The 23026-nt window shown below is 40.9% G+C and carries 18 protein-coding genes; 12 read left to right on the top strand and 6 right to left on the bottom strand.

The features are described 5' to 3' along the window. Window positions 1-19: 19 nt before the first annotated feature. On the top strand, window positions 20-1018 hold the full coding sequence (locus tag ACXAC4_RS04635; protein WP_475159369.1) for an ATP-dependent 6-phosphofructokinase: 999 nt from the start codon (window positions 20-22) through the stop codon (window positions 1016-1018). On the opposite strand, the gene nhaD is transcribed toward ACXAC4_RS04635, so the two are convergent. Further along, the gene (gene nhaD, locus ACXAC4_RS04630; protein ID WP_421965100.1) at window positions 1010-2446 is read right to left on the bottom strand and encodes a sodium:proton antiporter NhaD; all 1437 of its coding nucleotides are present in this window, start codon (window positions 2444-2446) and stop codon (window positions 1010-1012) included. The genes ACXAC4_RS04635 and nhaD overlap by 9 nt on opposite strands. Before the next feature lie 96 nt (window positions 2447-2542). Beyond that, window positions 2543-3478: a polyprenyl-phosphate transporter gene (locus tag ACXAC4_RS04625; RefSeq protein WP_349287197.1), complete on the bottom strand. Its 936-nt coding sequence runs from the start codon at window positions 3476-3478 to the stop codon at window positions 2543-2545. 152 nt (window positions 3479-3630) lie between these two features. On the opposite strand from ACXAC4_RS04625, the gene ACXAC4_RS04620 reads away from it, so the two are divergent. After that, entirely contained in the window at window positions 3631-4479 is an 849-nt protein-coding gene (locus tag ACXAC4_RS04620; RefSeq protein WP_349287196.1) for a DUF3530 family protein, read from the top strand. A gap of 3 nt (window positions 4480-4482) precedes the next feature. On the opposite strand, the gene djlA is transcribed toward ACXAC4_RS04620, so the two are convergent. The 3 genes from djlA to ACXAC4_RS04605 are packed head-to-tail and all read right to left on the bottom strand — an operon-like array spanning window position 4483 to window position 7008. Continuing rightward, the gene (gene djlA / locus ACXAC4_RS04615; protein WP_475159365.1) at window positions 4483-5337 is read right to left on the bottom strand and encodes a co-chaperone DjlA; all 855 of its coding nucleotides are present in this window, start codon (window positions 5335-5337) and stop codon (window positions 4483-4485) included. Then, window positions 5327-6001: an N-acetylmuramate alpha-1-phosphate uridylyltransferase MurU gene (murU, locus tag ACXAC4_RS04610; protein WP_475159363.1), complete on the bottom strand. Its 675-nt coding sequence runs from the start codon at window positions 5999-6001 to the stop codon at window positions 5327-5329. The genes djlA and murU overlap by 11 nt, the downstream gene beginning before the upstream one ends. After that, the gene (locus tag ACXAC4_RS04605) at window positions 5998-7008 is read right to left on the bottom strand and encodes an aminoglycoside phosphotransferase family protein (RefSeq protein WP_475159359.1); all 1011 of its coding nucleotides are present in this window, start codon (window positions 7006-7008) and stop codon (window positions 5998-6000) included. Before ACXAC4_RS04605 ends, murU begins: the two co-directional genes overlap by 4 nt. 88 nt (window positions 7009-7096) lie before the next feature. Between ACXAC4_RS04605 and lptD the strand changes: the two genes are divergently transcribed. The 8 genes from lptD (at window position 7097) to ACXAC4_RS04565 (ending at window position 17790) form a co-directional block, all read left to right on the top strand. Next, entirely contained in the window at window positions 7097-9346 is a 2250-nt protein-coding gene (lptD, locus tag ACXAC4_RS04600) for an LPS assembly protein LptD (protein ID WP_475159356.1), read from the top strand. Window positions 9347-9363: 17 nt separating this feature from the next. After that, complete coding sequence (gene surA / locus ACXAC4_RS04595; protein WP_138483301.1) at window positions 9364-10656, top strand: peptidylprolyl isomerase SurA; 1293 nt, start codon at window positions 9364-9366, stop codon at window positions 10654-10656. A gap of 7 nt (window positions 10657-10663) precedes the next feature. Then, entirely contained in the window at window positions 10664-11653 is a 990-nt protein-coding gene (pdxA, locus tag ACXAC4_RS04590) for a 4-hydroxythreonine-4-phosphate dehydrogenase PdxA (protein ID WP_475159351.1), read from the top strand. After that, the gene (rsmA, locus tag ACXAC4_RS04585; protein ID WP_138483305.1) at window positions 11653-12459 is read left to right on the top strand and encodes a 16S rRNA (adenine(1518)-N(6)/adenine(1519)-N(6))-dimethyltransferase RsmA; all 807 of its coding nucleotides are present in this window, start codon (window positions 11653-11655) and stop codon (window positions 12457-12459) included. Before pdxA ends, rsmA begins: the two co-directional genes overlap by 1 nt. Then, window positions 12443-12832, top strand: coding sequence for a Co2+/Mg2+ efflux protein ApaG (gene apaG, locus ACXAC4_RS04580; protein WP_138483307.1), 390 nt, complete (start codon window positions 12443-12445; stop codon window positions 12830-12832). The genes rsmA and apaG overlap by 17 nt, the downstream gene beginning before the upstream one ends. Before the next feature lie 2 nt (window positions 12833-12834). Next, complete coding sequence (locus ACXAC4_RS04575; RefSeq protein WP_475159347.1) at window positions 12835-13632, top strand: symmetrical bis(5'-nucleosyl)-tetraphosphatase; 798 nt, start codon at window positions 12835-12837, stop codon at window positions 13630-13632. Window positions 13633-13745: 113 nt separating this feature from the next. Then, window positions 13746-15761, top strand: coding sequence for a HAMP domain-containing methyl-accepting chemotaxis protein (locus tag ACXAC4_RS04570; RefSeq protein ID WP_475159345.1), 2016 nt, complete (start codon window positions 13746-13748; stop codon window positions 15759-15761). 391 nt (window positions 15762-16152) lie between these two features. After that, a complete protein-coding gene (locus tag ACXAC4_RS04565) occupies window positions 16153-17790 on the top strand; it encodes a methyl-accepting chemotaxis protein (RefSeq protein WP_475159343.1) in 1638 nt (545 codons plus the stop codon). A 79-nt stretch (window positions 17791-17869) separates the two neighbouring features. On the opposite strand, the gene putP is transcribed toward ACXAC4_RS04565, so the two are convergent. Next, window positions 17870-19354, bottom strand: coding sequence for a sodium/proline symporter PutP (gene putP, locus ACXAC4_RS04560; RefSeq protein WP_475159341.1), 1485 nt, complete (start codon window positions 19352-19354; stop codon window positions 17870-17872). A 243-nt stretch (window positions 19355-19597) separates the two neighbouring features. Here putP and ACXAC4_RS04555 point away from each other — a divergent pair, with 243 nt between their 5' ends. After that, the gene (locus ACXAC4_RS04555; protein ID WP_475159339.1) at window positions 19598-20824 is read left to right on the top strand and encodes an EAL and HDOD domain-containing protein; all 1227 of its coding nucleotides are present in this window, start codon (window positions 19598-19600) and stop codon (window positions 20822-20824) included. Window positions 20825-20961: 137 nt separating this feature from the next. After that, window positions 20962-22977: a TonB-dependent copper receptor gene (locus ACXAC4_RS04550; RefSeq protein ID WP_475159337.1), complete on the top strand. Its 2016-nt coding sequence runs from the start codon at window positions 20962-20964 to the stop codon at window positions 22975-22977. Window positions 22978-23026 lie beyond the last annotated feature (49 nt).

Here is a 23026-nt window from a genome sequence, read left to right as displayed (position 1 = left end):
TCGTATGAAGACTATCAATATGAAAAAAGTCGCTTTACTCACCAGCGGTGGTGATGCCCCAGGCATGAACGCTGCTATTCGTGCAATTGTGCTTAATTGTGAATATAACAATTTATCTTGTTTTGGTTTTTATCATGGTTATAACGGCCTAATAGAAGACCACCTGCTTCCTTTATCTAGCCAATTAGTCAATGCCGAAATAAAGAATGGTGGCACCCTATTAAAAAGTGCGCGTTGTCCTGCCATGATGACTAACTCAGGTGTAAAGCAAGCATGTAACACGCTATTAAAGCACGAAATTGACGCCCTAATCGTAATTGGGGGAGATGGCTCATTTCATGGCTTATTAGCAATTAAGGCCCATTGGCATGGTCAAGTTATTGGCTTACCTGGCACCATAGATAATGACCTTTATGGCTGTGATAAAACCATAGGTTTTGCGACTGCGGTTAATACCGCAACGCAAGCAATAGATAAAATCAGAGATACCGCTAACGCATTTGATAGAGTGTTTATTGTAGAGGTTATGGGTAGACACAGTGGCCATATCGCCTTTCAAGTTGGCTTATCTTGTGGTGCTGAGAGCATTTTTTCATTCGAGAATTACAGCAATGAAAAACACGACATCATACTCGAAGACCTAATTGAGAAAATACAGAAACAACAGCTAAATCGCCATGCAAGTTATTTAATTGTACTAGCAGAGAACTTATGGCCTGGTGGTGCTAATGCCCTTCAAGAGCAATTAAAGTCTCAGGGGAACATTGAAAGTGCAATTTGTATTTTGGGTCATACGCAAAGAGGGGGAGACCCCGTCCCTGAAGATAGAGTGCTTGCCACTCAACTTGGACTACAAGCTGTTGATGCCTTAATCAAGGGTGAAGATAAGGTTATGCTTGGCTTAAGTGCAGCGCAACTGACCAAAACTGACCTAAATAAAGCTGTTTCAATAAATAAACCAGTGAGCGATGAACTAGTCAACGCCCACACAGGTCCACTCACCCACTATTTAAAATAGGTCAGCATTTAGCCATAAGTGTAAAACAATGCTTACTGCATACCCCAGTGCAATAACTGGGGTCCATTTAAGATGACCAAAGAAAGTATAATAACCTCGAGCTTGCCCCATCAGTGCCACACCCGCCGCTGAACCAATTGATAACAAGCTACCACCAACGCCTGCAGTCAAAGTAATTAACAACCATTGACCATGTGACATTTCTGGCTGCATTGTGAGTACTGCAAACATCACCGGAATATTATCAATCACAGCCGAGATGACACCAAGAAACACATTCGCAGCGGTTGTTGACCAACCTCCGTACAGTACTTCAGACATCAAGCTCAAATAGCCCAAGAACCCTAGCCCACCAACACACATCACAATACCGTAGAAAAACAATAATGTATCCCACTCCGCACGCGACACTTTGCTAAATACATCAAACGGCACGACACTGCCTAATCTCGCTAAACGTTCCTTATCACCCTGTTGTTCTGCCAGTGCTTTTTTGCGAGCCAAAGACCCCGGTAATGTTACTCTTAGGAAATAACCAAAAAACTGAAGATAACCTAGCCCCATCATCATGCCTAATACCGGTGGAAGGTGTAAGAAACTATGGCACGCAACTGCTGTTGCCACGGTAAATAAAAATAATGACAAAATACGTAAGGCACCGCGTTTTAATTCAACTTCTTCATAAGCCGCTGTTGGTTGTTTGTTCTCTACATAAAAACTCATAATAGCCGCAGGAACTAAGAAGTTTGCTAAAGAAGGTATAAATAAGACTAAGAACTCACCAAATGTCACCATACCTGCTTGCCAAACCATCAAGGTCGTAATATCTCCAAACGGGCTGAATGCCCCACCAGCATTAGCTGCAATGACAATATTGATACAAGATATATTGATAAAGGGTTTATCACCTTCAGCCACTTTCATCACCACGGCACACATCAATAGCGCGGTAGTTAAGTTATCCGCAATGGGTGAAATAAAGAATGATAAAAAGCCCGTGATCCAAAATAGATTTTTATAGTTAAAGCCTTTGCGGATCATCCAAGCTCTTAAAGCATCAAAAACTCGGCGTTCTTCAAGAGCATTGATATAGGTCATTGCTACCAACAAGAACAGCATCAGCTCTGCGAATTCGAGTAAATTATGTCTAAATGCCTCTTCGGTAACATGAGGGATATTTTCACTGACGTAAAAGCTGCCAATGAGGATCCAGATTAAACCTGCACCCACCAGCACAGGCTTAGACTTTCTCAAATGTAACTTTTCTTCCAACATAACTAGGGTATAAGCCAGAATAAAAATTGCGATTGCAGCAAAACCTACCGCAGAATTTGTTAAGTCTAAGTGAGCACCTGCTGCCCAAACTGAAGGAGTAAAGCTAGCTATCAAAGCTAATAGAAGTAGAAGTGTATAGCGCCGAAAGGACATGTTATTGCCTACTATGATAGTCAAAAGAGAGTATTTAAGTAGGCAATAAAATAGCACAACGGCAGTGATTACCAATTGTACAGAAGTCTATATTTACTATTTTTCCGCGGTTAATTTTTCAATAGCTAAAATTAATACCAACCCAGTAATGGCAAGCGCAATACATAACAATGTCATTGGGTCTTGCCCATTTAATGTTGCAAATTCTGAAGGCGAAATATTTTGCTGCATGAGCGGCTTTTCAATGCCCTTTGAATTAGTGTAAGTCGTCAGCACTTGTTTCCACGGCCAAAGTAGATTCAAAGAGCCAACTAAAAAGCCTGCCAATAATGCAAAAGTTAACTGCTCAAAGCGACTCAATAACCAAGCCAGAAAACGAGAAAAGACCATCAGGCCAACAACACAGCCCATCAAGAATAAGGCAATTAACGCAAATTGTTTTTCTGTCACGGCTGTCAGAACATGGCCGTACATTCCCAATAGCAATAATATAAAACTGCCCGATATACCAGGTAAGATCATCGCACAAATGGCAATCGAGCCGGCAACAAAATAAAACCACCAACTCGGATTCGCTTCAGCAGGTGACATTGACGTAATAGCGTATGCGATTAACGCGCCTAAAAGACAACTTGTCACTGTCTTTAGATTCCAAGCTTTAACTTGCTTTGCAACATAGATAAAAGAGGCAATGATCAAGCCGAAGAAAAATGCCCACACAAGTAGTTTATGATGTTCCAGTAAGTAGGTGATCAGTTTTGCTAAAGAAGCGGCGCTTGTTAATAGTCCAGCGAAAAGCGTCACTAAGAAGGTCCCGTCTATATAGCGCCAAGTGGCTTTAATGCCTTCTTTTTTAAGTAATAAAAGTGCATCTAAATTAACACTTTTTATGGCATTTAATAATCTGGTATAGATGCCAGTAATAAATGCTATCGTACCACCCGATACGCCTGGCACAACATCAGCGGCCCCCATGCCAGCACCTTTCAAAAATAAAAATAAAAAGTCACGCTTACTTTGCAACTGCGACATAGTGTCCTTTTCTCCTAATCAAAACAGCGAGTCATATTATCCTAAATTGGTTTAGACAAGAACCACTCTCAGCTTCGATAATGCAAATTATGTTTCTAAAGTAATGCTTACATTGCCCGATAATGTAATTATGTAAACCAATTAAAATCACTATGCCCTATTTTATTGCATTTATGATGTTGCTATTTGCCACGCCTGCGCTCAACGCAGCACCGAGTGAGCATGTAATACCTACGGAACCCAAAGTGTGGCACCAACAAGATCTGAAAAATTATATAGATGCCAGTAATATCATCAATATCACGGTTAACGAGCAACCCTTAGATGTGTTATTTCAAACCTATATGAATGCAACCAAACGTGGCATAGCGATTATCTTACCTGATATTGGCCACTCACTGCTGTCTTCAAATGGAAGCCAATTTTTACAACAGGCCCTCGCTGATGATGGCTACGATACGTATGTTTTGCCTTCACCAGCAGTGCTATTTGAATCTTTAGAAATACCTGACTTTACACAAGAGCAACAACCTAATCCATTTGCTAAAGCGGTGTTTTTTCAATCTGAAAGCATGCTTAACGAATACAAGAATGAGCTGGCTGCACGTTTTCAAGCATTGACACAGGAGCTGAGCAAAATGCCTGATGAACATATTGTGGTTATAGCGCTCGGTACCAGTGCGGGCGTATTTGCAGAGCTGATATCAGAGCAACCGCAGCTTCCCGTTGATGCATTAGTCACTATCAGCGCGCATCTCCCCCATCCAAAACGCAATAAAGATTTAGCCGCAACATTTTCCCTTGTTAGCCCTCCTTTGCTAGATATTTTTTATAGCAATGATGGGCCTGCGGTCACGCAGAGTATTTCGAATAGAAAGCGCTGGGCAAAGAGAAACAGTAAGTACGATTACAGACAAAGGGAGCTGTTTGGGCTAAGTCACGAGCTGAGGCAACACCAAAGACTGAGAAAAGAAGTGAACGGTTTTCTCAGTCATCTATAAATGTTACTTAGCCTTAAGAAATTCATACGCAGACTGAATATCCTGGCTTTTTTGTTTTGCAATTTCCATCATATGAGGCGGTAAGCCTTGTGAAACCAGCTTATCTGGATGATGTTGTGACATGAGTTTTCGATAAGCACGTTTGATATCTTTTTCACTGGCATTTTTAGTTAGACCCAGCACAGCAAGCGCGTTGTCCCGATTTAAAGATGGTGGTGCCGCTTTGTGTCTATAATCAGATTGCTGTTCAGACTGATAGCTTGATTGATGGCTATGTTGCTGACTTCTTTGTTTTCTAAATTGAAATTCTGCTTGATATCGGTTTAGTAAGAATTGAAAGTGTCGGCTTGATAAACCAAGCAAGCGGCTTACTTGCTGTAAAAGTTGCTTTTCTTGCTCTGCTAAGTGACCGTCCGAAAAAGCCATTTGAATTTGAATTTCTAAAAACAGCTGAAGTAAGTCATAACGACGGCCAAATACTTCTTTTACATCTCGAATTGACTCTTTTAATGAAAACTCGCTCGATTTTCCTGAACGAAATGCATTCTGTGCCTCTTTCCTCTCTTCACCGTGTAAACCCATTTCATCCATAAATGCAGTGGCAGCTTTAATATGAATTTCACTGACACGTCCGTTAGACTTTGCAATGTGACCCATGACCGCAAAGCAGCTAGAGAAGAATAATGCTTGACGCTGATCTAACTCGTCTTTATCAAAAAAGCCCTGAAAGCCACCGGCTTTGTCAAAGTCCTGCTTTAAGCTTTTATCAAATAAGTGGCCAAGCCAAAAACCAAGCGCCGCGCCAAGCCAACGACCAAACATAAAGCCAAAACACGTACCTAGTAGCTTACCCCACATATGCAGTTCCTAATTGCTTGTTGATTTCCTCTAGTCTCTCTGGTGTGCCAATATCCGACCATACATGCAAATATAACTCACGTGATACTCGCCCTTCTTCGATACCTTGTCTCAGCAGAGGTCCTAAAGCTAGAAATTGATTGTCGTAAGTATCGAAAAAAGATTGATGGTAAAGGCCTATACCTGAAAAGGTATACTTCTGTGTTTGGTTCGCTAATCCCAAAGTAAAGTCACCATCTGGATGATGCACTGGGTTTTCGACTAAAACAATGTGTGCTTCGCCTTCTTGCAACACCAGCTGCGTTAGAGCGTGTACACCGTAGTCAGTAAAAATATCCCCGTTGATGACGATAAACTTATCACATGCTTTACATAAAATTGATAACGCATTGATGATACCACCGGCCGTTTCTAAACCCCCTTCAGGCTCATAGCTGTACTCAATCTTGACGCCTAATTGCAAGCCATCACCAAAATATTGCTCTATTTTGTCCCCTTGCCAGGCAAGATTAATGACTATCTCTGTGATCCCCGCCGCTTTTAAGCGTTCGATATGGTATTCAATTAACGGTTTCCCATTTACTTCGAGCATGGGTTTAGGTAATTCAGCAGTCAAAGGCATCATACGTTTGCCTCTACCTGCTGCAAGGATCATTGCTTTCATGTCTGCGGCTCTAACTTACGCTTAACTGCAGGAATTATCTCATTGTCGAGCCAAGTTGCAAGCCATTGAAATTGTTCATACTGTTTACTTGTTTCAAGAATATAATCTAATGTTGGTAAAATATTTTGTAGATACCCTGATTTACCATCCCTCAGAAGCAAGCGGCAAAATATCCCTGCGGCTTTTAGATGCCGTTGTAAACCAGTCAGGTGGAAGTAGTCGCAATATTGTCCAAATGATAAATCAGCCATCAAATCTTGTTTATAAAACAGCTCGTAGTTGTATTTAAGCAATTGTTCAAACTCATGCTCAGGTAAAGTGAAATAACAGTCTTTGAGCAAAGAGACCGCATCATAACTGATTGGACCTTGAACAGCGTCTTGAAAGTCAATTAACGCCCACCCACCTGACGTTTTCATGATATTTCTAGAATGAAAATCCCGATGCATCGTCACTTGGGGTTGCTGTAGCATAACCTCAATTAAACTCGTTACCAGTTCATGCCAAAGTCTTTGATGCTCCGCCGATACACTTAAACCTAGCCATTTCTCGAGCAACCACTCTTTGAAAATATTGATTTCTAAACATATAAAATCGTCGTCGTACGGTTTCATCCACTGGCTGGGTGATATAGAGGCAATTTGTGGTAACAAAGATAAAACGGCCTTGTAGTCTGTCATTCGACTATCCGAACTTAAACGATCTGCTAGGTGCTCTGATCCCAAATCGTTTAATAAAATAAAACCAGACTCGAAATCTGAAGCGAGTACTTGCGGCACAATGAGTCCCACCTTAGCAAAATCATGTTGTAACCCGACGAATGGTCGGTTATCAATTAAATCTGTAGGGGAATCCATTAAAATCAAATTCTCAGAATCGGTTACAACTCGGTAATACTGCCTAAAACTCGCGTCTGAAGTAATTGCATGAAAAGAAAAAGGTTGGCGGCCTAAGTATTTTATTAGAAAGGCTTCTAATTGTGTTTTTCTGTTATCGTTCTTTATCACAATTTTACATTCTTAATTACTGAATTTAACTCTGTTTTACTTTATGATGTGCTGTCCTTGAAGTAACAACTGGTAAACAGGTTAATTAATGAACAAAGTTTGGCTAACCGTGGCACTATTTCCTCTCTGTCCTGCTGTATATGCAGCTACAGAAATTGAAAGGCCTTTGCTTTGCCAAAATAATAATTTACCTCAGCAGTGGCAACCACTCACAGGTTTACCAAAAAACGCTATCGACATTCGTGCAGATCGAGTAAATATTAACAATACGTCGAGTGCGCAATTCGCTGGTAATGTTGTAATAAACACAGAGCAAATGCAACTCTCTGCGAGTTCAGCTCTGTTTAACAAACAAAGCTTACAACTTAATGCCGAAGGGCCTCTAGTCTACCAAGACCCTTACACCCTTGTGAAAAGCAACGGATTGTTTGCAGATCTAAATAATTACCATATCGACTTAATGGGTGCTGACTACCAACTAACTCAACAACTCGGTCATGGTGGTGCAGCTCAATTATCTGCGCGCGACAATAGCATCGAACTGCTGAATGCAAGCTTTACCACTTGCCCGTCAGATAAACCTTTTTGGTCCATCGAAGCAAGCACAATTAGCTTGTCGAAAACCGAAGGCTGGGGTGAAACATATAATGCGGTGCTCAGAATTTTAGACACGCCCGTTATTTATATCCCTTACTTTACTTTTCCGATTGACGATAGACGAAAAACCGGACTTCTGGCACCCACCATATCAAGCTCTGAACGCTATGGTTTAGAGCTCTCAACGCCTTTTTATTGGAATATCGCGCCTAACTATGACGCAACTATCACTCCGAGATATATGTCTAAAAAGGGCGTTCAAATTAACACTGAATTCAGGTATCTAACGCCACGCCACTCAGGCTTGTTTGCTATGGAGCTACTAGAGAAAGATGATTCAGAGCCTGAATTAGAAGAGCGTTATTTGCTATTTTGGCAACAAAATAGCTACTTTAATGAAAATTGGCGCGCAAGCATTGATATTACCAACGTCAGTGACGATAACTATTTAACAGATTTAAATTCAGAATATGGTAATGTCACTGACACACAACTATACCGAACCGGAACTTTAAACTATCTCGGTGACATTTGGTCTGCGCAATTGAAAGTGCAAAATTTTGAAGTACTAGGCGACCACCAAGAATCCTACGCAGCTCTACCGCAACTCTCTTGGCACACCACCGATTCAATATCTTGGCAAGGCATTGATTGGTCACTCATTGGTGAATTTAGCCACTTTAAAAATGATGAATTGGTGATTACAGACGCCTCAAGATTACATCTTGAACCCAAAGCCAGTTTCGCAATCAATGACACTGCTTGGTCATTTTTATCCGAGGCAAGCCTGCTACATACTTACTATCAACAAAACGGAAGCTTCAACGAAGCACAATTTGATGAACGAGTAAGCAGGACTTTGCCGAAACTAAGACTGCATGCACAAATGAATCTTGAACGCGCAACCAAATTGGTTGCGGAAAACGGCGTACAAACGCTTGAACCTCAATTACAATATTTATACGTACCAAAAAAAGATCAAGACAATATCGGTCTATACGATACCACTAAGATGCAGGATGACTTTTCAGGCTTATTCAGAGAACAACGTTTCTCAGGTGTCGACCGCATTGCCCAAGCTAATCAATTTACGATAGGTGCAACAACACGTATTTTTGATAATAAAAACCAAGAACGCTTTAATTTAAGTGTTGGGCAAATAGTTTATTTAGATAGTAATGTTAAGCCAACTCGCCAGAATCCATTGAATAAAACAAACTATAATGCCTTGTTTGCTGCAGAAAGCATGATACATTGGCATCGTAGATGGTATTTGTCTGCAGGTATTCAATACGACGCTGACACCAAACAATTAATTCAATCTCATGCAACGATTGATTATAAAGGCGATAAAAATCAGCTTGTACAATTGAACCATCGTTATGCAAACGATGTCTCAGGGTATGAAATAGACCAAATTGGTTTTTTTACCAGCGTGCCTCTAAACCAACAGTGGCAATTTATTGCAAGTTATCATAGAGATTTAGTATCAAAGAGAAGTACTGAACTTTTTGCCGGTTTACAATATGAAAGCTGTTGTTGGGCAGTTCAGCTTACTGGTAATAGACAAATTCAAACCGATTTAAATAAAACAATTAACCAAGATGAGGCTCAGTTTGATACCAGCATTCGTCTTAACTTTGTACTCAAAGGGCTAGGTGGTAAATCAAGCTATGATGTAAGCCGATTACTACAACAGGGTATTTTTGGCTACCGTCGACCTTATTTTTTGAATAATTAGTAAAATAATAGAGCATTATGAATTTAAAAACGTTGTTAATCGCCGCCCTAATGGGGTTAGGTTTTAGTCAAGCAGCATTAGCTGAGCGAGTACAATTAGATAAAGTAGTCGCAACCGTCAATGATGGTGTTGTATTGCAAAGCGAAGTAAATAAAGTTATTTCTCGAGTAAAACAACAAGCAAAAGAGCAAAATACTCAGTTACCTTCTGATAATACACTACGTATACAGGCAATAGACAGGCTTGTTGACCAATCTCTATTATTACAACTAGCTGAAAGAATGGGCTTAGAAATCTCAGATGCTCAATTAGACCAAACGCTTGCAAATATTGCATCTGAACAAGGTGCAACAATCGCTGATTTAAGAAAATCAATCGAAGCGACCGGTGAGAGTTTCAAAGCCTATCGAGAAGAAATTAGGCAAGAAATCACCATCAGTCAGGTGCGACGCGCAAACGTCGACCGCCGTATCTATATTAACCCTCAAGAAATCGCTAATTTACAAACCATTCTTGAGCAGCAAACAGGTCAGTCTGAAGAATATGACATTGGCCATATTTTAGTAAAAGTGCCAAGCAAAGCATCTCCTGAAGAACTAGAAGATGCCAGAGACCGAGCCAATAACGTTATTAAGTTTCTTAACGATGGCAAAGACTTCAAACGCATTGCGATTGCCTCTTCTAGCGGCGCTAAAGCGCTTGATGGTGGTCAACTAGGTTGGATGGGGATCAATGAAATGCCTTCACTGTTTGCTGAAGCAGTTAAAGGTAAAAAGAAAGATGATATTATTGGTCCACTTCGTTCAGGCGCCGGCTTCCACATCTTAAAAGTACAAGATATTCGTGGCAGACAGGTGGTTGAAACCACTGAAGTACGCTCGCGCCATATCTTAATCAAGCCTTCTATTATCTTAAGTGAAGAGAAAGCGCGCTCAATGCTTGCTGGTTTTGTTAAAGACTTACGTGCAGGTAACGCTGACTTCGCAGAATTAGCAAAAGAACATTCTGAAGACCCGGGCTCTGCATTAAAAGGCGGTGAGTATGACTGGACAGATCCTACGACATACGTGCCTGCGTTTAGAGATACTTTGCTTTCTCTTGATAAAAATGAAATCAGCGAACCATTTAGATCAACATTTGGTTGGCACATCGTTCAACTACTCGATAAGCGTGTTGCTGATAAAACTGATTTTGCTAAGAAAAATCGTGCTCATGGCATCCTCTATAACAGAAAGTTTCAAGAAGAAAGTTTGCGTTGGATGAATGAAATGCGAGAGCAAGCAAATATCGATGTTTTTCCTACTGAATAGGTAATATATGACCATTCGTATCGCTATAACACCGGGTGAGCCAGCTGGCATTGGCCCTGATTTAGTTATCAAGCTGGCACAAAAAGCGTGGCCTGTACAACTCGTCGCTGTTGTTGATAAAACTATTTTAGAAAAGCGCGCAAAGGAATTAGGAGAAACAATTAACCTAATTCCTTTTAAAGACAATGACGCCCCTAGTTCAGCCCCTGCCGGTAGCTTATTTTATCTACAAATTGATAAAGGCGTTGAGGTTACACCTGGCGAGTTAAATGAAGCGAATGGTCAATACGTACTAGAGACGCTCAGAGTCGCATCTGAAAAGAATATGGACGGCACATTTGCCGCAGTTGTCACTGGCCCGGTTCATAAAGGTATCATCAACCAAGCAGGTATCTCTTTTAGCGGCCACACTGAGTTTTTTGCACAACAATCGAATACGCAAGATGTTGTTATGATGCTGGCTACTGAAGGACTAAGAGTCGCGCTTGTTACAACTCATATACCACTTGCTTATGTATCAAGAGCAATCACGCACGACCGCCTTACAAAAGTTATCAATATTCTAAATCATGACTTGCAAACAAAATTCGGTATTGCTCAACCAAAAATCTTAGTCTGTGGTCTCAACCCTCATGCCGGTGAAGGCGGTCATCTAGGACGAGAAGAAATTGAAACGATTGAGCCTGCACTTGAATCACTCAATAGTCAGGGCATGACTCTTGTTGGCCCTCTACCAGCAGATACACTTTTTCAAGCTAAATACCTAGATAATGCCGATGCGGTGCTTGCAATGTATCACGATCAAGGCTTGCCTGTGCTAAAATACAAAGGCTTTGGTAATTCAGTGAACATAACACTCGGTTTGCCTTTCGTTAGAACATCCGTTGATCATGGTACTGCTTTAGATTTAGCCGCCACAGGGCAGATCGAAGTCGGTAGTTTTGATTTAGCGATCCGCGAAGCTATCACGCTCGCCTCAAAAAAAGCAATGAATTAATGACAGATAACGTACATTTAGGTCACAGAGCACGTAAACGCTTTGGACAAAACTTTTTACACGATGACATGATCATCGACAAAATCGTCACCGCGATTGACCCTAAACCTTCAGATAACTTGGTTGAGATTGGCCCTGGTTTAGGTGCTATCACTGAACCAGTCACTGATTTAAGTGGTCAATTAACCGTTGTCGAGCTAGATAAAGACTTAGCAGAGAGATTAACGCAACATCCTTTCTTAGGACCTAAATTAACTGTTCATCAGGGCGATGCGATGAAATTCGACTTCGCAAGCCTTATCCGTGACGACGAGAAGTTAAAAGTCTTCGGTAACCTACCATACAATGTGTCTACGCCATTACTATTCCATTTATTTGAGTTTGTAGACAATATTGAACATATGCACTTTATGCTTCAAAAAGAAGTCGTTAAGCGTATGGTTGCAGGCCCAGGCTCTAAAGCGTTCGGTCGTTTAAGTGTGATGACACAGTATTACTGTCATGCAATGCCAGTAATTGATGTGCCGCCTGAGTGCTTTAAACCAGCCCCGAAAGTTGACTCTGCAGTCGTACGCTTAATTCCTAAAAAGCCTGAGCAGCGAACAGCGAAAAGCACTAAGTTATTGAACACTGTATGCTTAGAGGCGTTCAACCAGCGCAGAAAAACACTGCGTAATAGTCTTTCAAACCTGTTAACAGCGGATGAGCTCACAGCCTTAGGCATCGACCCTTCATTACGTGCAGAAAGTTTATCTCTGACTCAATTTATTGATATCGCAAATTGGATTTATGACAACAAGCAGTAACTTAGGATCACCTATAAAGGTGTCTGTAGAAACCATGTATGTTGAGCACCAATCTCAACCAGAAAAAGATAAGTATGTTTTTGCCTACACTATCACTATCAAAAATCATAGTTTGTGTAACGCAAAATTAGAGAGCCGCTACTGGCTAATTACTGACGCGAATGGCAAAGAAACTGAAGTTGAGGGCGAAGGCGTCGTTGGTGAACGTCCGACTATTGCTCCTGGCGAATCTTATTCCTATACCAGTGGCGCGGTGCTAGACACACCGGTTGGCACGATGCAGGGGCACTATGTGATGAGAAACGAGTTTGGTACAGAGTTTCAAGCCCCGATTGATGTATTCAGGCTTTCTCGGCCAAACATTTTGCATTAATCATGGCTAATTACGCAGTCGGCGATTTGCAAGGGTGTTTTACCCCCTTCATAAAACTGCTATCTGAAGTCGGGTTTAATCCAAGTAAAGATCATCTATACCTTGTAGGTGATCTTATTGCGCGTGGACCTGACTCCCTCTCTTGCCTAGATTTTGTATATCAAAACCAAGATGCCTTAACCGTTACTCTTGGTAATCATGACTTACACTTTATCGCTTGCTATCTCCTCGGTAAGCAACCAAACCCAAAAGACAATTTAGCCCCCGTATTTTCAAGTAAATTCTGCGAAAACTATGTTTCGTATTTAAGAACACAACCGCTCGCAGTTTATCTAAAAGATCACTCGACCTTTCTCTCTCACGCTGGTATTCACCCGCATTGGAGTATCGAGCAAGCATTAAATTATGCACATATTGCAGAGCAAAACTACCGAAGTGATGAAGCAAATATCTTCTTTGAAAATATGTATGGCAGTAAAGATCCAGCCTATACTCCAAGCAAAGACTTTTTAACAAATTTCAAAATCACTGTTAATGTTTTCACAAGAATGCGTTTCTTAGAGCAATCAGGAAACTTGAATTTTTTTGAAAAAGGCAGCCCTCAGCAAAGTACTCTAATGCCTTGGTTTAGACATGAGCGCTTTGAAAGTGATAAAAATCGTTATGTCTTTGGTCACTGGGCAGCCCTTGATGGGGTAACCCATGTTGAAAACATGCTTGCTTTAGACACTGGTTGTGTCTGGGGTGGGAACATGACCTTAATGAACCTTGATACAGGTGAACGATATTTGAGCAAATAATTTGTTAATCCTCCCTTTTTACTGAATTATTTTGCTACATCTGCTATAAAATACTTAACTTATCAGTTACCAGACCGATATATTTACTGTCTTAAGCAACTTACGGAATCGATATGAATTTCACTGTTAGTCAACGTATTTGGGGTGGGTTTATTTTCATCACCTTGTTACTCCTTATGATTGGGGGTAATTCTCTCCTGAGAATTGCAAATATTGACAGCTCATCTCAGCAAGTGAATAACCTTTCTCTGCCAGCATTAACTAATAGCTCTGAGCTACAAGTAGAGTTCACACAGATGAGTAAACTCGCACAGAGTAGCTTTTTCGCATCCCAACCTTCAGAGCTAGCTCAATTGAAGTCTCAATTTGAAGAACGGCAAAAAAACTTCAAAAACGCTTACCGTCAGTTGGAACAGGTCGTACAAAGCAACCCTGATTTATCTCAACGTGCGCAAAAAGTAGGTGATACATTTGACAAATTTCTACCTACTGTAAATTTACTGTTAGACGATAAAGCCAGTACCCTGCAAATTAAAAAAGATTTGGTAACGCAACTTGAAGAAATAGAGCTAGCAGCAGAAGATGCCACAACGAGCGTGCTTGATATCCTTGATATCGGTGAACTAAAAGCGACTAGCCAAAGGGCTTTCCAAGCAGCATCAAGCCTTGAGAATCACTTTTCTAACTTAGTTACAAGCAGTAACGATCTAATTGCCGCTGATAACGCAAACACCGTTGACATTATTGCTAACGAGCAAAACTTTGCTATCAAAGAAATTGCTCGAAATATAGAGTTGATCAGAGGTCCGGTAAACTCCCTCGAACCTTCTTATTTAGAAGATTTAGAAGGCTATTATGGTGATTTAAAGGAACAAGTTGAAGGTCAAACTGGTTTAGCTGGTAATAAACGTGCGTTATTACAAACCGAAGCTAAAACTCGACAGGCTGTTAACGATTCAGAATTGGCTACTGAGGCCGCATTAAAACAACTCTCTGAACTAGTAGCGTTAGCAAATGAAGTAGCTTTAGAGCTTCAGACTGGCGTGCGTGATGATGTGAGTGCAGCTAATCTATGGACTTGGGTTGGTATGCTTGCTGCAACACTTATAGCAGTGGGTGTTGCTTATGTGACCGTTCAACTTATTACCAAACCGCTTGCGGAAGTGAATAAGATCCTAACCATAGTTGCAAGTGGTGACATGACCCAACGCTTAGATGACAGCGCGCAAGATGAATTCGGCGAGCTTTCGCGAAGCTGTAACACGCTTATCACCAGTTTAAGAGAGCTAATTACTGGTATTGTATCTCGCTCTACTCAACTGGCTGCAGCTTCAGAGCAAACATCTATGATCACCACAGAGTCTAGTCAAGCAATTAAGAGTCAGCAGGCTCAAGTTGAGCAAGCTGCAACAGCGACCACAGAAATGAGCAGTACCTCTCATGGTGTCAGTAACAGCGCTCATCAGGCATTGCTAGAAATCAAGAATGCAGACAAAGAGGCTGAGCGTGTGAAAGGTATTTCACATGAGAACAAGCATACAATTGAGCAACTCGCATCTGAAGTTGACGAAGCATCTCGTGTTATCAACAAGCTACATCAAGACAGTGCATCTATTGGTGGTATTTTAGATGTTATTCGAGGCATTGCTGAACAAACTAACCTGCTTGCACTAAATGCAGCCATCGAAGCTGCGCGTGCGGGCGAACAAGGACGAGGCTTTGCCGTTGTTGCAGATGAAGTTAGGTCACTGGCGAGCAAAACTCAAGAGTCGACTCAAGAGATCCAATCAATGATTGAATCTCTGCAAGCGGGTGCTGAAGAAGCAGTAAACGCTATGTCAAAAGGCAAGCAACAAGCAGTTTCTTGTGTTGAACAGAGTGACTTAGCTAACGAAGCCTTAAACAGTATAACCCAAGCAGTTTCTCAAGCTCATGACGTCAGTGAAGAAATTTCAAATGCTGCTAACGAGCAACAACAAGTAGCCCAAGAGATCAGCGAACGTCTTGAATCTATTGTTGCTATCGCCGAGCAAACCGCTGAAGGTTCGAACCAGACTTCGATTTCAAGTTCAGAAGTCGCTAAGCTCGCTGAAGAGCTGAGGCAGTCTGTAGAACAGTTTAGAGTCTAGATAAAATTATGTCTTCAAAAGCCCTCTTCTGAGGGCTTTTTTATTGCATTTTCATTTATACCAATCCTCTTAATTTATCGGTCTATTTTGAGGCAAGGAAAATTAGAGTTAGTTTTAGTCCCTAAAAATGATTAATTATTACTGAGAATTAGTAATATAAAACACTATACAACTTTTGGCTTAAGACCAATCTCCTATTGCCTTGATCTAGAATAAAAAAACACTATAAACCCCTGTTTTGAATATATTTGATCACTCAATTTGTGACAAAATCAAATCTCTAAACTAAGCTAAATTTTATTAATAGATACAGATCTAAAGGCATGCTTCTTCGCGCAAAAGCTGTTTTGCGTAGCTTAGACAAGTTTAAATATAAAAAGGTGGTGAATGTATGCAGTTTTTAAGAAACTTCTCAATATTTCAACGGCTGCTGATGATACTTGGCGTGGTCACATTGGGCCTAGTATTACTAAGTTTAACGAGTCTACCACAGCAATTTTCTAGTCTAGAACAGCAACAATATGAAAAAACCAAAAACCTCGTGGAGAACACCTTTGGCATCATAGAGCATTTTCACGACTTGCAACAATCTGGTGAGTTGACTCAAGAGCAAGCTCAAAAAGCAGCCCTTGATGCTATTTCTAAGCTCCGCTACGACACTGACAATTACTATTGGATCAATGATTACAACCCTAATATGGTTATGCATCCAATGAAACCGCAATTAGTCGGCAAGTCACTCTCAGCGAGTAAAGACCCTGATGGCACATACCTATTTATGGAAATGGTCAAAATTGTCCGTCAACAAGGTGAAGGGTTTGTGCCTTATAAATGGCCAAAACCAGGTTTTGATGATCCTGTAGACAAAATCTCTTATGTTAAAGGGTTTGCACCTTGGCAATGGATTTTGGGCTCTGGTGTTTATCTTGATTCCATTGAAGAAGACTTTGCAGAACTTAGAAATTTAATGATTATTGATGTAGTTGTCTTGCTTATCATTTTAGCCGCACTGATTTCTTTAATTAGCAATAGTATTCTCAACCCCGTCAATTTAGCGACTGAAATGATGAAGAACATTTCCCATGGCGAAGGTGATCTCACCCAACGGCTAGATGAGTCAGGCAAAGACGAGATATCACAATTAGCGAATTACTTTAACGCCTATACTGAAAAAATGCGCCACTCTATAGAGCGCGTTTCTCACAGTGCGACTGAGGTCGAACGACTTTCAAACTCAGTAGATGAAACAGGTAAAGTCAATTTGAATCATATTGAACATCAAAATGATAATAGTCGACAAGTTGCCACTGCGGTTGAACAGATGAGTATGCAGATCAGGGAAGTAAGCGAAAATGCCGAAGCCGCAGAACATGCAGCTAATGACGCGCTTAAGAACAGTAACAATGGTAAGCAAGTCGTCGCGAAAACTATCAATGCAATAGAAACCTTATCGAGTAACATTCAAGAAGTCAGTGAAGTCACAACAGTACTTGCTGAAGAAAGTAATAATATAGGCTCTGTACTAGATGTAATTAGAGGAATATCAGAACAAACCAATTTACTGGCCTTAAATGCAGCAATAGAGGCAGCCAGAGCGGGTGAGCAAGGTCGTGGCTTTGCAGTTGTAGCTGATGAAGTAAGAACCCTTGCTAGCCGTACAGGGCAAAGCACTGACGAAATTCAAACCATGATTGAGAAATTGCAAAAAGGTGCTCAGGAAGCGGTGAGTGCTGTACAGGCGAGTCAGCAAATCTCTGAAAATACAGTAAAGCAAGTCGCAGAAGCCGATGAAGTGTTAAATGAAATAGAGCGACTCATCATGTCAATTACAGATATGAATAGCCATATAGCACGTGCAACAGAAGAGCAAAGCACAGCTGCACAGGAAGTAAATATTCGTATAACCGACCTATCAGAAGCCACCGATCACTCTCTAGAAACGACACATGCACTTACTGAAGCCAGCTTAAGTTTAAAACAAGCCAGTCATCAATTATCTGAAATTGTGAAGGGGTTTAAGATCCATTAAGTAAAAGGTTATCAATCAGTAGTGAGTAAAAACAAAAAAAGGGAGCATATCGCTCCCTTCTCATTACTTAAGAAACAAACTATGCATTTAACTCTTGTTCATACTCAGCGAATTTATCTCTGATTTGCGAAGATGGTTCGTCAGTGATTAAGCTCACTACCACAATAGCTATTGAAGAAAGAATAAAGCCAGGTACGATTTCATAAATTAAGCTACTTAAAGACTGACCATTAATTTGGATCGGCGCATAAATCCAAATAAGAACGGTGCCCGCTCCAACTAACATACCAGCTAATGCACCAGCAAAGTTCATGCGTTTCCAAAGTAAACTAAATAATACTAGCGGACCAAATGCTGCACCGAATCCTGCCCACGCATTACTTACCAAGTCTAAAATTGAGCTGTCACGGTCATACGCCAAATAGATGGCACACAATGCAACCAGCGCCACACTGATGCGACCCACTAATACAAGTTCTTTATCCGTGGCGTCACGTCGGATAAAGATTTTGTAAAAGTCTTCTGTTAATGAACTTGAACTCACCAATAACTGAGAAGAAATTGTACTCATAATTGCTGCCAAAATAGCCGCCAGTAAGAAACCTGCTATAAGTGGATGGAATAATAACTGTGACAAAATCAAAAATATTGTTTCAGGATCGTCAACAACAAGATTTTTCTCATAGGCATATGCAGCACCAAAAAGGCCAGTAAAGACAGCACCCAAGGCTGCAATTATCATCCAGCTCATACCAATGCGACGTGCTACTGGCATATCTTTTACGCTTCTGACTGACATAAAACGTACAATGATATGTGGCTGACCAAAGTAGCCTAAGCCCCAAGACATCGCTGAGATAACACCAATTGCACCACCAGCACCAATCCAAGTTAACATTTCAGGGTTCAGCTCATTAAGCGTAGAAGATAAGGGGTTTTCCAGAAGGGAGAAAGTCACTAAAGGCACTAAAACCAGTGCAATGAACATAATACAGCCCTGTACAAAGTCTGTTAGGCTTACTGCTAGGAAACCACCAAATAAAGTATAAAGTACTACTACTCCCGTTGTAATATATAAACCCGACTCGTAACTCATACCAAATGAGTTCTCAAACAGCTTACCGCCAGCTACAACACCTGAAGAAGTGTATAAAGTAAAGAAAATGATAATGACTAAAGCCGACACAATTCTTAGCGCATTGCCTCTATCTTCAAAGCGATTGGCAAAATAATCAGGAATGGTGATGGCGTCGTTCGCAACTTCAGTATAAACACGCAGCCTTGGGGCAACTAATAAGTAGTTTAACCAAGCCCCTATCACTAAACCTGTCGCAATCCAAGTGCTGCTGAAACCGGTCACGAACATTGCGCCCGGTAAGCCCATCAAAATCCAACCACTCATGTCTGAAGCGCCGGCAGAAAGTGCCGCTACACTAGGAGGTAAACTGCGCCCACCTAGCATATAGCCTGAAACATCACTGGTTGACTTACGATAAGCATACAAGCCAATACCTAACATCACGATAAAATATAATACAAGAGATACTAAAGTACCTGTTTCCAAAACTTACCTCCATTTACTCATTAAGAGAATCTTGGTTGGTGAATAAATATTAATCTTATTATGAAGATGACTATAACATGTATGAAAAACTAACCCCAGCCACGTGCGGTTAACATCAAAAGCACACACCAAACTAGGAACAAAGGATTAACATTGGGTTGTTAACTGCAAATTAGTTAATGATTTAATACGCATTATATTTTATATTTACGATGTAAAAGTAAGTAACAGGATCAGTAGTACATGTATTTTTATGCAGCCCGACAACCTATTTTTGACCAAAACAAACAGCTTATGGGTTATGAGCTACTGTTTCGCGATGGCGTAGATAATGTTTTCCCCAATATAGACGGAGATGAAGCCACCTCTAAGCTTATTGAAGGCAGTCAGTTCAATTTTGGTTTAGAAGACTTAACGGACAACAAACCTGCTTACATTAATTTTACACTGGATACCATTCTCAAAGGTTACCCAACCATGTTACCCAGTGAACAAGTCGTTATAGAAATTCTAGAAACCGTTCAACCTGGTAAACGGTTACTTGCTGCAGTTCAAGAGCTAAAAAGTAAAGGTTATACTCTAGCCCTCGATGACTACAAACACCAAAAAGTGTGGCGTCATTTTTATCCATACATAGACCAAATTAAAGTCGACCTCCTGATCACCTCAGATGCAGAAATTGCTGAACTTATTGAGGCCACCAAAGACTTTAAGAATATTAAGCTCGTTGCTGAAAAAGTTGAGACCAATGAGCAATTTGAAAAGGCCGTGGCACTTGGCTTTAGTTACTTTCAAGGCTACTTTTTTGCAAAACCTGAAATGGTGAAAAGCAAATCCCTACCGCCTTCAGAAATGGCACTTGCAGAGTTGCTTTATGAAACCTCTGTAGTTGATGTAGATATCAAAAAAATCACCTCTGTTTTTGAAAGAGACGTCAACTTATCTTATAAGTTACTTCGCTATTCAAATTCCGCAGCTTTCAAGCGCCGTGCTGAAATAAGCACAATCAAACAAGCTGTGGTCGTGCTTGGCAACCAAGAACTGAAAAAGTTTTTATCTTTGTTGTTTGCTGCTCAAGTTTCATCTGAAAAACCTGTCGAGTTAATCAAACTGTCGTTAACTCGTGCTCGCTTTTGTGAACTGCTCGCACAAAAACACAAAGGGATCCAAGACACTGGCATGGCTTTTTTAGTCGGCATGATGTCACTGATGGATGCGATTTTAGATGAAAGTATGGAAGGCGTTATGAAAAAGTTGCCTTTAAGTAATTTGATCAAAGAGGCCTTAGTGCAGAAACAAGGCATACTTGCTCAATACTTAGGCCTAATAAAAGCCTATGAGCAGGCAGACTGGGAGTTGACCTGTGAATACTGTGAACGCATAAAGTTTAGCAACGATTTACTGCCTGAAATATACAATCAAGCTCTAGCTTGGGGTAACGAGCAGCTAAAAGTCATGGAGTGCGTTTAACTCCAAGTTAATTTGATATAAATCAATAACAAAGATGTCGTGCCTAAAAACCTGCTTAGGTGCGACAATCTGTCACATCCCTCTTCAAATAAAAATCTATACACTGCCCACAACTCTTTCAATTGCTGGGCTTTTAAATGAAAAAATCAATTCTAAGTGGACTTATCTGCACCGTATTAAGTGGCTATGCTGTCGCTGATGACATAGAAAAAATCGTTGTCATAGCACCAATGCAAACACCACTCAATATAAAGACCGATCCTAAATTGCCAAGGCAGCCCTTGCCTGCTCAAGATGGGTCAGATTTACTCTCAAGTATCAGTGGCTTTTCATTAATCAAAAAAGGGGCTGCAAGCTCAGATCCAGTCTTTAGAGGTCAAGCAGGTTCGCGCTTGAATATTCTAACAGATGGCAACCTCACCTTGGGTGGATGTGGAAATCGTATGGACCCTCCAACGGCTTATATTACGCCACAAACCTATGACACGCTTACCGTAATAAAAGGCCCACAAACAGTATTATATGGACCAGGTAACAGCGCTGCGACCGTATTATTTGAGCGTGATAGTTACAGAATGGACAAAGCTGGCTTAGAGGGTTTTAGCAACCTAGTGCTTGCCAATGCAGGACGTAGAGGTATTAATTCTCAGCTAAAGTTTGGAGATCAAGACTACTTTGCCAATATATCAGCCAGCTATAACAAAGCAGACAATTATAAGGACGGCAATGGTACGCACGTGCATTCAGGGTACGAGAAGTGGAATACCGATTTAGAGTTCGCTTACACACCAAGTGACGATAAGATTATTAGCCTTTCTCTTGGCCGAAGTGATGGCGAAGTTGCTTATGCAGATAGAGCAATGGACGGAAGTTTATTTGACAGAACTCACAGTGCTATTAAATTCGATTGGTTACTTGAAGGCACAGTCATTAAACGCATTGAAGGGCAAGCTTTTTACAACTATGTCGATCATATTATGGACAATTTCTCATTACGTGATTTCGTTGCAACACCAATGAACAAAACGCCTAGAACGATGAACCCCGACAGAACAACTTACGGCGGTAAGTTTTTAGCACACGGTGAGTATAATAAAACGAGCAAGTTTAGCATTGGCGTTGACCATCAAAGTAATGAGCATACAAATCGTATGTCTATGAATATCAATATGATGCCAATTGACAATCAAATGCGTACTACCGACGGACGTTTTGAGCAGCTTGGGGTATTTGCAGAATACGAATTTAGTGTAGAAGAAAACAAACAATGGGTATCGGGCTTACGCATAGACAGATGGCAAGCAACGGATGACCGTAAAATGGTCGGCTCAATGATGATGTCCCCTAACCCAACTGCTTTTCAGACCCGAAAGTCATCTTTGTATAGTGGGTTTACAAGATTTCAAGCGCAAACCGAAAATACCAGTTACTTTGCAGGCTTCGGTTATGTAGAACGATTTCCTGATTACTGGGAATTATTAGGAGCGGGTCGAAGCAGCGAAGAGACAACAAGTGCTTTTAACACAAAGCATGAAGCCACAAGTCAATTCGATTTAGGCTTAGTCCACCAAACTGATAATTGGCAAAGCTCAGCTTCTGTTTTCTACAATCAAACCGATGATTTTATTCTCATCGACAATACGTTTGAGAAAATGGGTAAATCGGCAAAAGTAACGCGTAACGTTGACTCTGAGAGCTTTGGTTTTGAGTTAGACAGCAAATATTCACTCACTAAGTCGTTATCAACTGGGGCAAGTATCAGTTGGGTACGGGCTACAAACCTAACTGATCATAGACCATTGGCGCAACAACCTGCTTTACAGGCTCGTTTTACACTTGATTACGCACTAAAAGATTGGCAGCTTGGCATGCTTTGGCGTGTTGTACAAAAGCAACATCGTGTTGCTGTTGGTCAGGGTAATATCGCCGGTCAAGACGTCTCAAAGTCCGCCGGTTACGGTGTGCTGTCAATAAATGCTAACTACAGTCAAAATCAAAACATAGACTGGAGTTTTGGGATAGATAATTTACTCGACAAAGCCTACAGCGAGCACTTAAGTCGTGCAGGTGCGGCTGTAAATGGCTATGAGCAGACCAGCAGAGTGAATGAAGCGGGGTTAACTGCTTGGCTTAACCTCAACTGGCGCTTTTAACTCTTAGGATTAGTGTTAGATAAAGAAAAAGCCAAGTCATTGACTTGGC

It is taken from the genome of Pseudoalteromonas sp. AWM4_233 (assembly GCF_056158285.1).
This window is presented reverse-complemented; position numbering and strand designations above follow the sequence as displayed.

Excerpts from the sequence above, each read along its gene's own strand:
- ACXAC4_RS04555 (WP_475159339.1), top strand. The coding sequence starts at position 19,598 with ATGTATTTTTATGCAGCCCGACAACCTATTTTTGACCAAAACAAACAG.
- djlA (WP_475159365.1), bottom strand. The coding sequence starts at position 5,337 with ATGTGGGGTAAGCTACTAGGTACGTGTTTTGGCTTTATGTTTGGTCGT.
- apaG (WP_138483307.1), top strand. The coding sequence starts at position 12,443 with ATGACAACAAGCAGTAACTTAGGATCACCTATAAAGGTGTCTGTAGAA.
- ACXAC4_RS04575 (WP_475159347.1), top strand. The coding sequence starts at position 12,835 with ATGGCTAATTACGCAGTCGGCGATTTGCAAGGGTGTTTTACCCCCTTC.
- pdxA (WP_475159351.1), top strand. The coding sequence starts at position 10,664 with ATGACCATTCGTATCGCTATAACACCGGGTGAGCCAGCTGGCATTGGC.
- surA (WP_138483301.1), top strand. The coding sequence starts at position 9,364 with ATGAATTTAAAAACGTTGTTAATCGCCGCCCTAATGGGGTTAGGTTTT.
- rsmA (WP_138483305.1), top strand. The coding sequence starts at position 11,653 with ATGACAGATAACGTACATTTAGGTCACAGAGCACGTAAACGCTTTGGA.
- murU (WP_475159363.1), bottom strand. The coding sequence starts at position 6,001 with ATGAAAGCAATGATCCTTGCAGCAGGTAGAGGCAAACGTATGATGCCT.
- lptD (WP_475159356.1), top strand. The coding sequence starts at position 7,097 with ATGAACAAAGTTTGGCTAACCGTGGCACTATTTCCTCTCTGTCCTGCT.
- nhaD (WP_421965100.1), bottom strand. The coding sequence starts at position 2,446 with ATGTCCTTTCGGCGCTATACACTTCTACTTCTATTAGCTTTGATAGCT.
- ACXAC4_RS04570 (WP_475159345.1), top strand. The coding sequence starts at position 13,746 with ATGAATTTCACTGTTAGTCAACGTATTTGGGGTGGGTTTATTTTCATC.
- ACXAC4_RS04565 (WP_475159343.1), top strand. The coding sequence starts at position 16,153 with ATGCAGTTTTTAAGAAACTTCTCAATATTTCAACGGCTGCTGATGATA.
- ACXAC4_RS04550 (WP_475159337.1), top strand. The coding sequence starts at position 20,962 with ATGAAAAAATCAATTCTAAGTGGACTTATCTGCACCGTATTAAGTGGC.
- ACXAC4_RS04635 (WP_475159369.1), top strand. The coding sequence starts at position 20 with ATGAAAAAAGTCGCTTTACTCACCAGCGGTGGTGATGCCCCAGGCATG.
- ACXAC4_RS04620 (WP_349287196.1), top strand. The coding sequence starts at position 3,631 with ATGCCCTATTTTATTGCATTTATGATGTTGCTATTTGCCACGCCTGCG.
- ACXAC4_RS04625 (WP_349287197.1), bottom strand. The coding sequence starts at position 3,478 with ATGTCGCAGTTGCAAAGTAAGCGTGACTTTTTATTTTTATTTTTGAAA.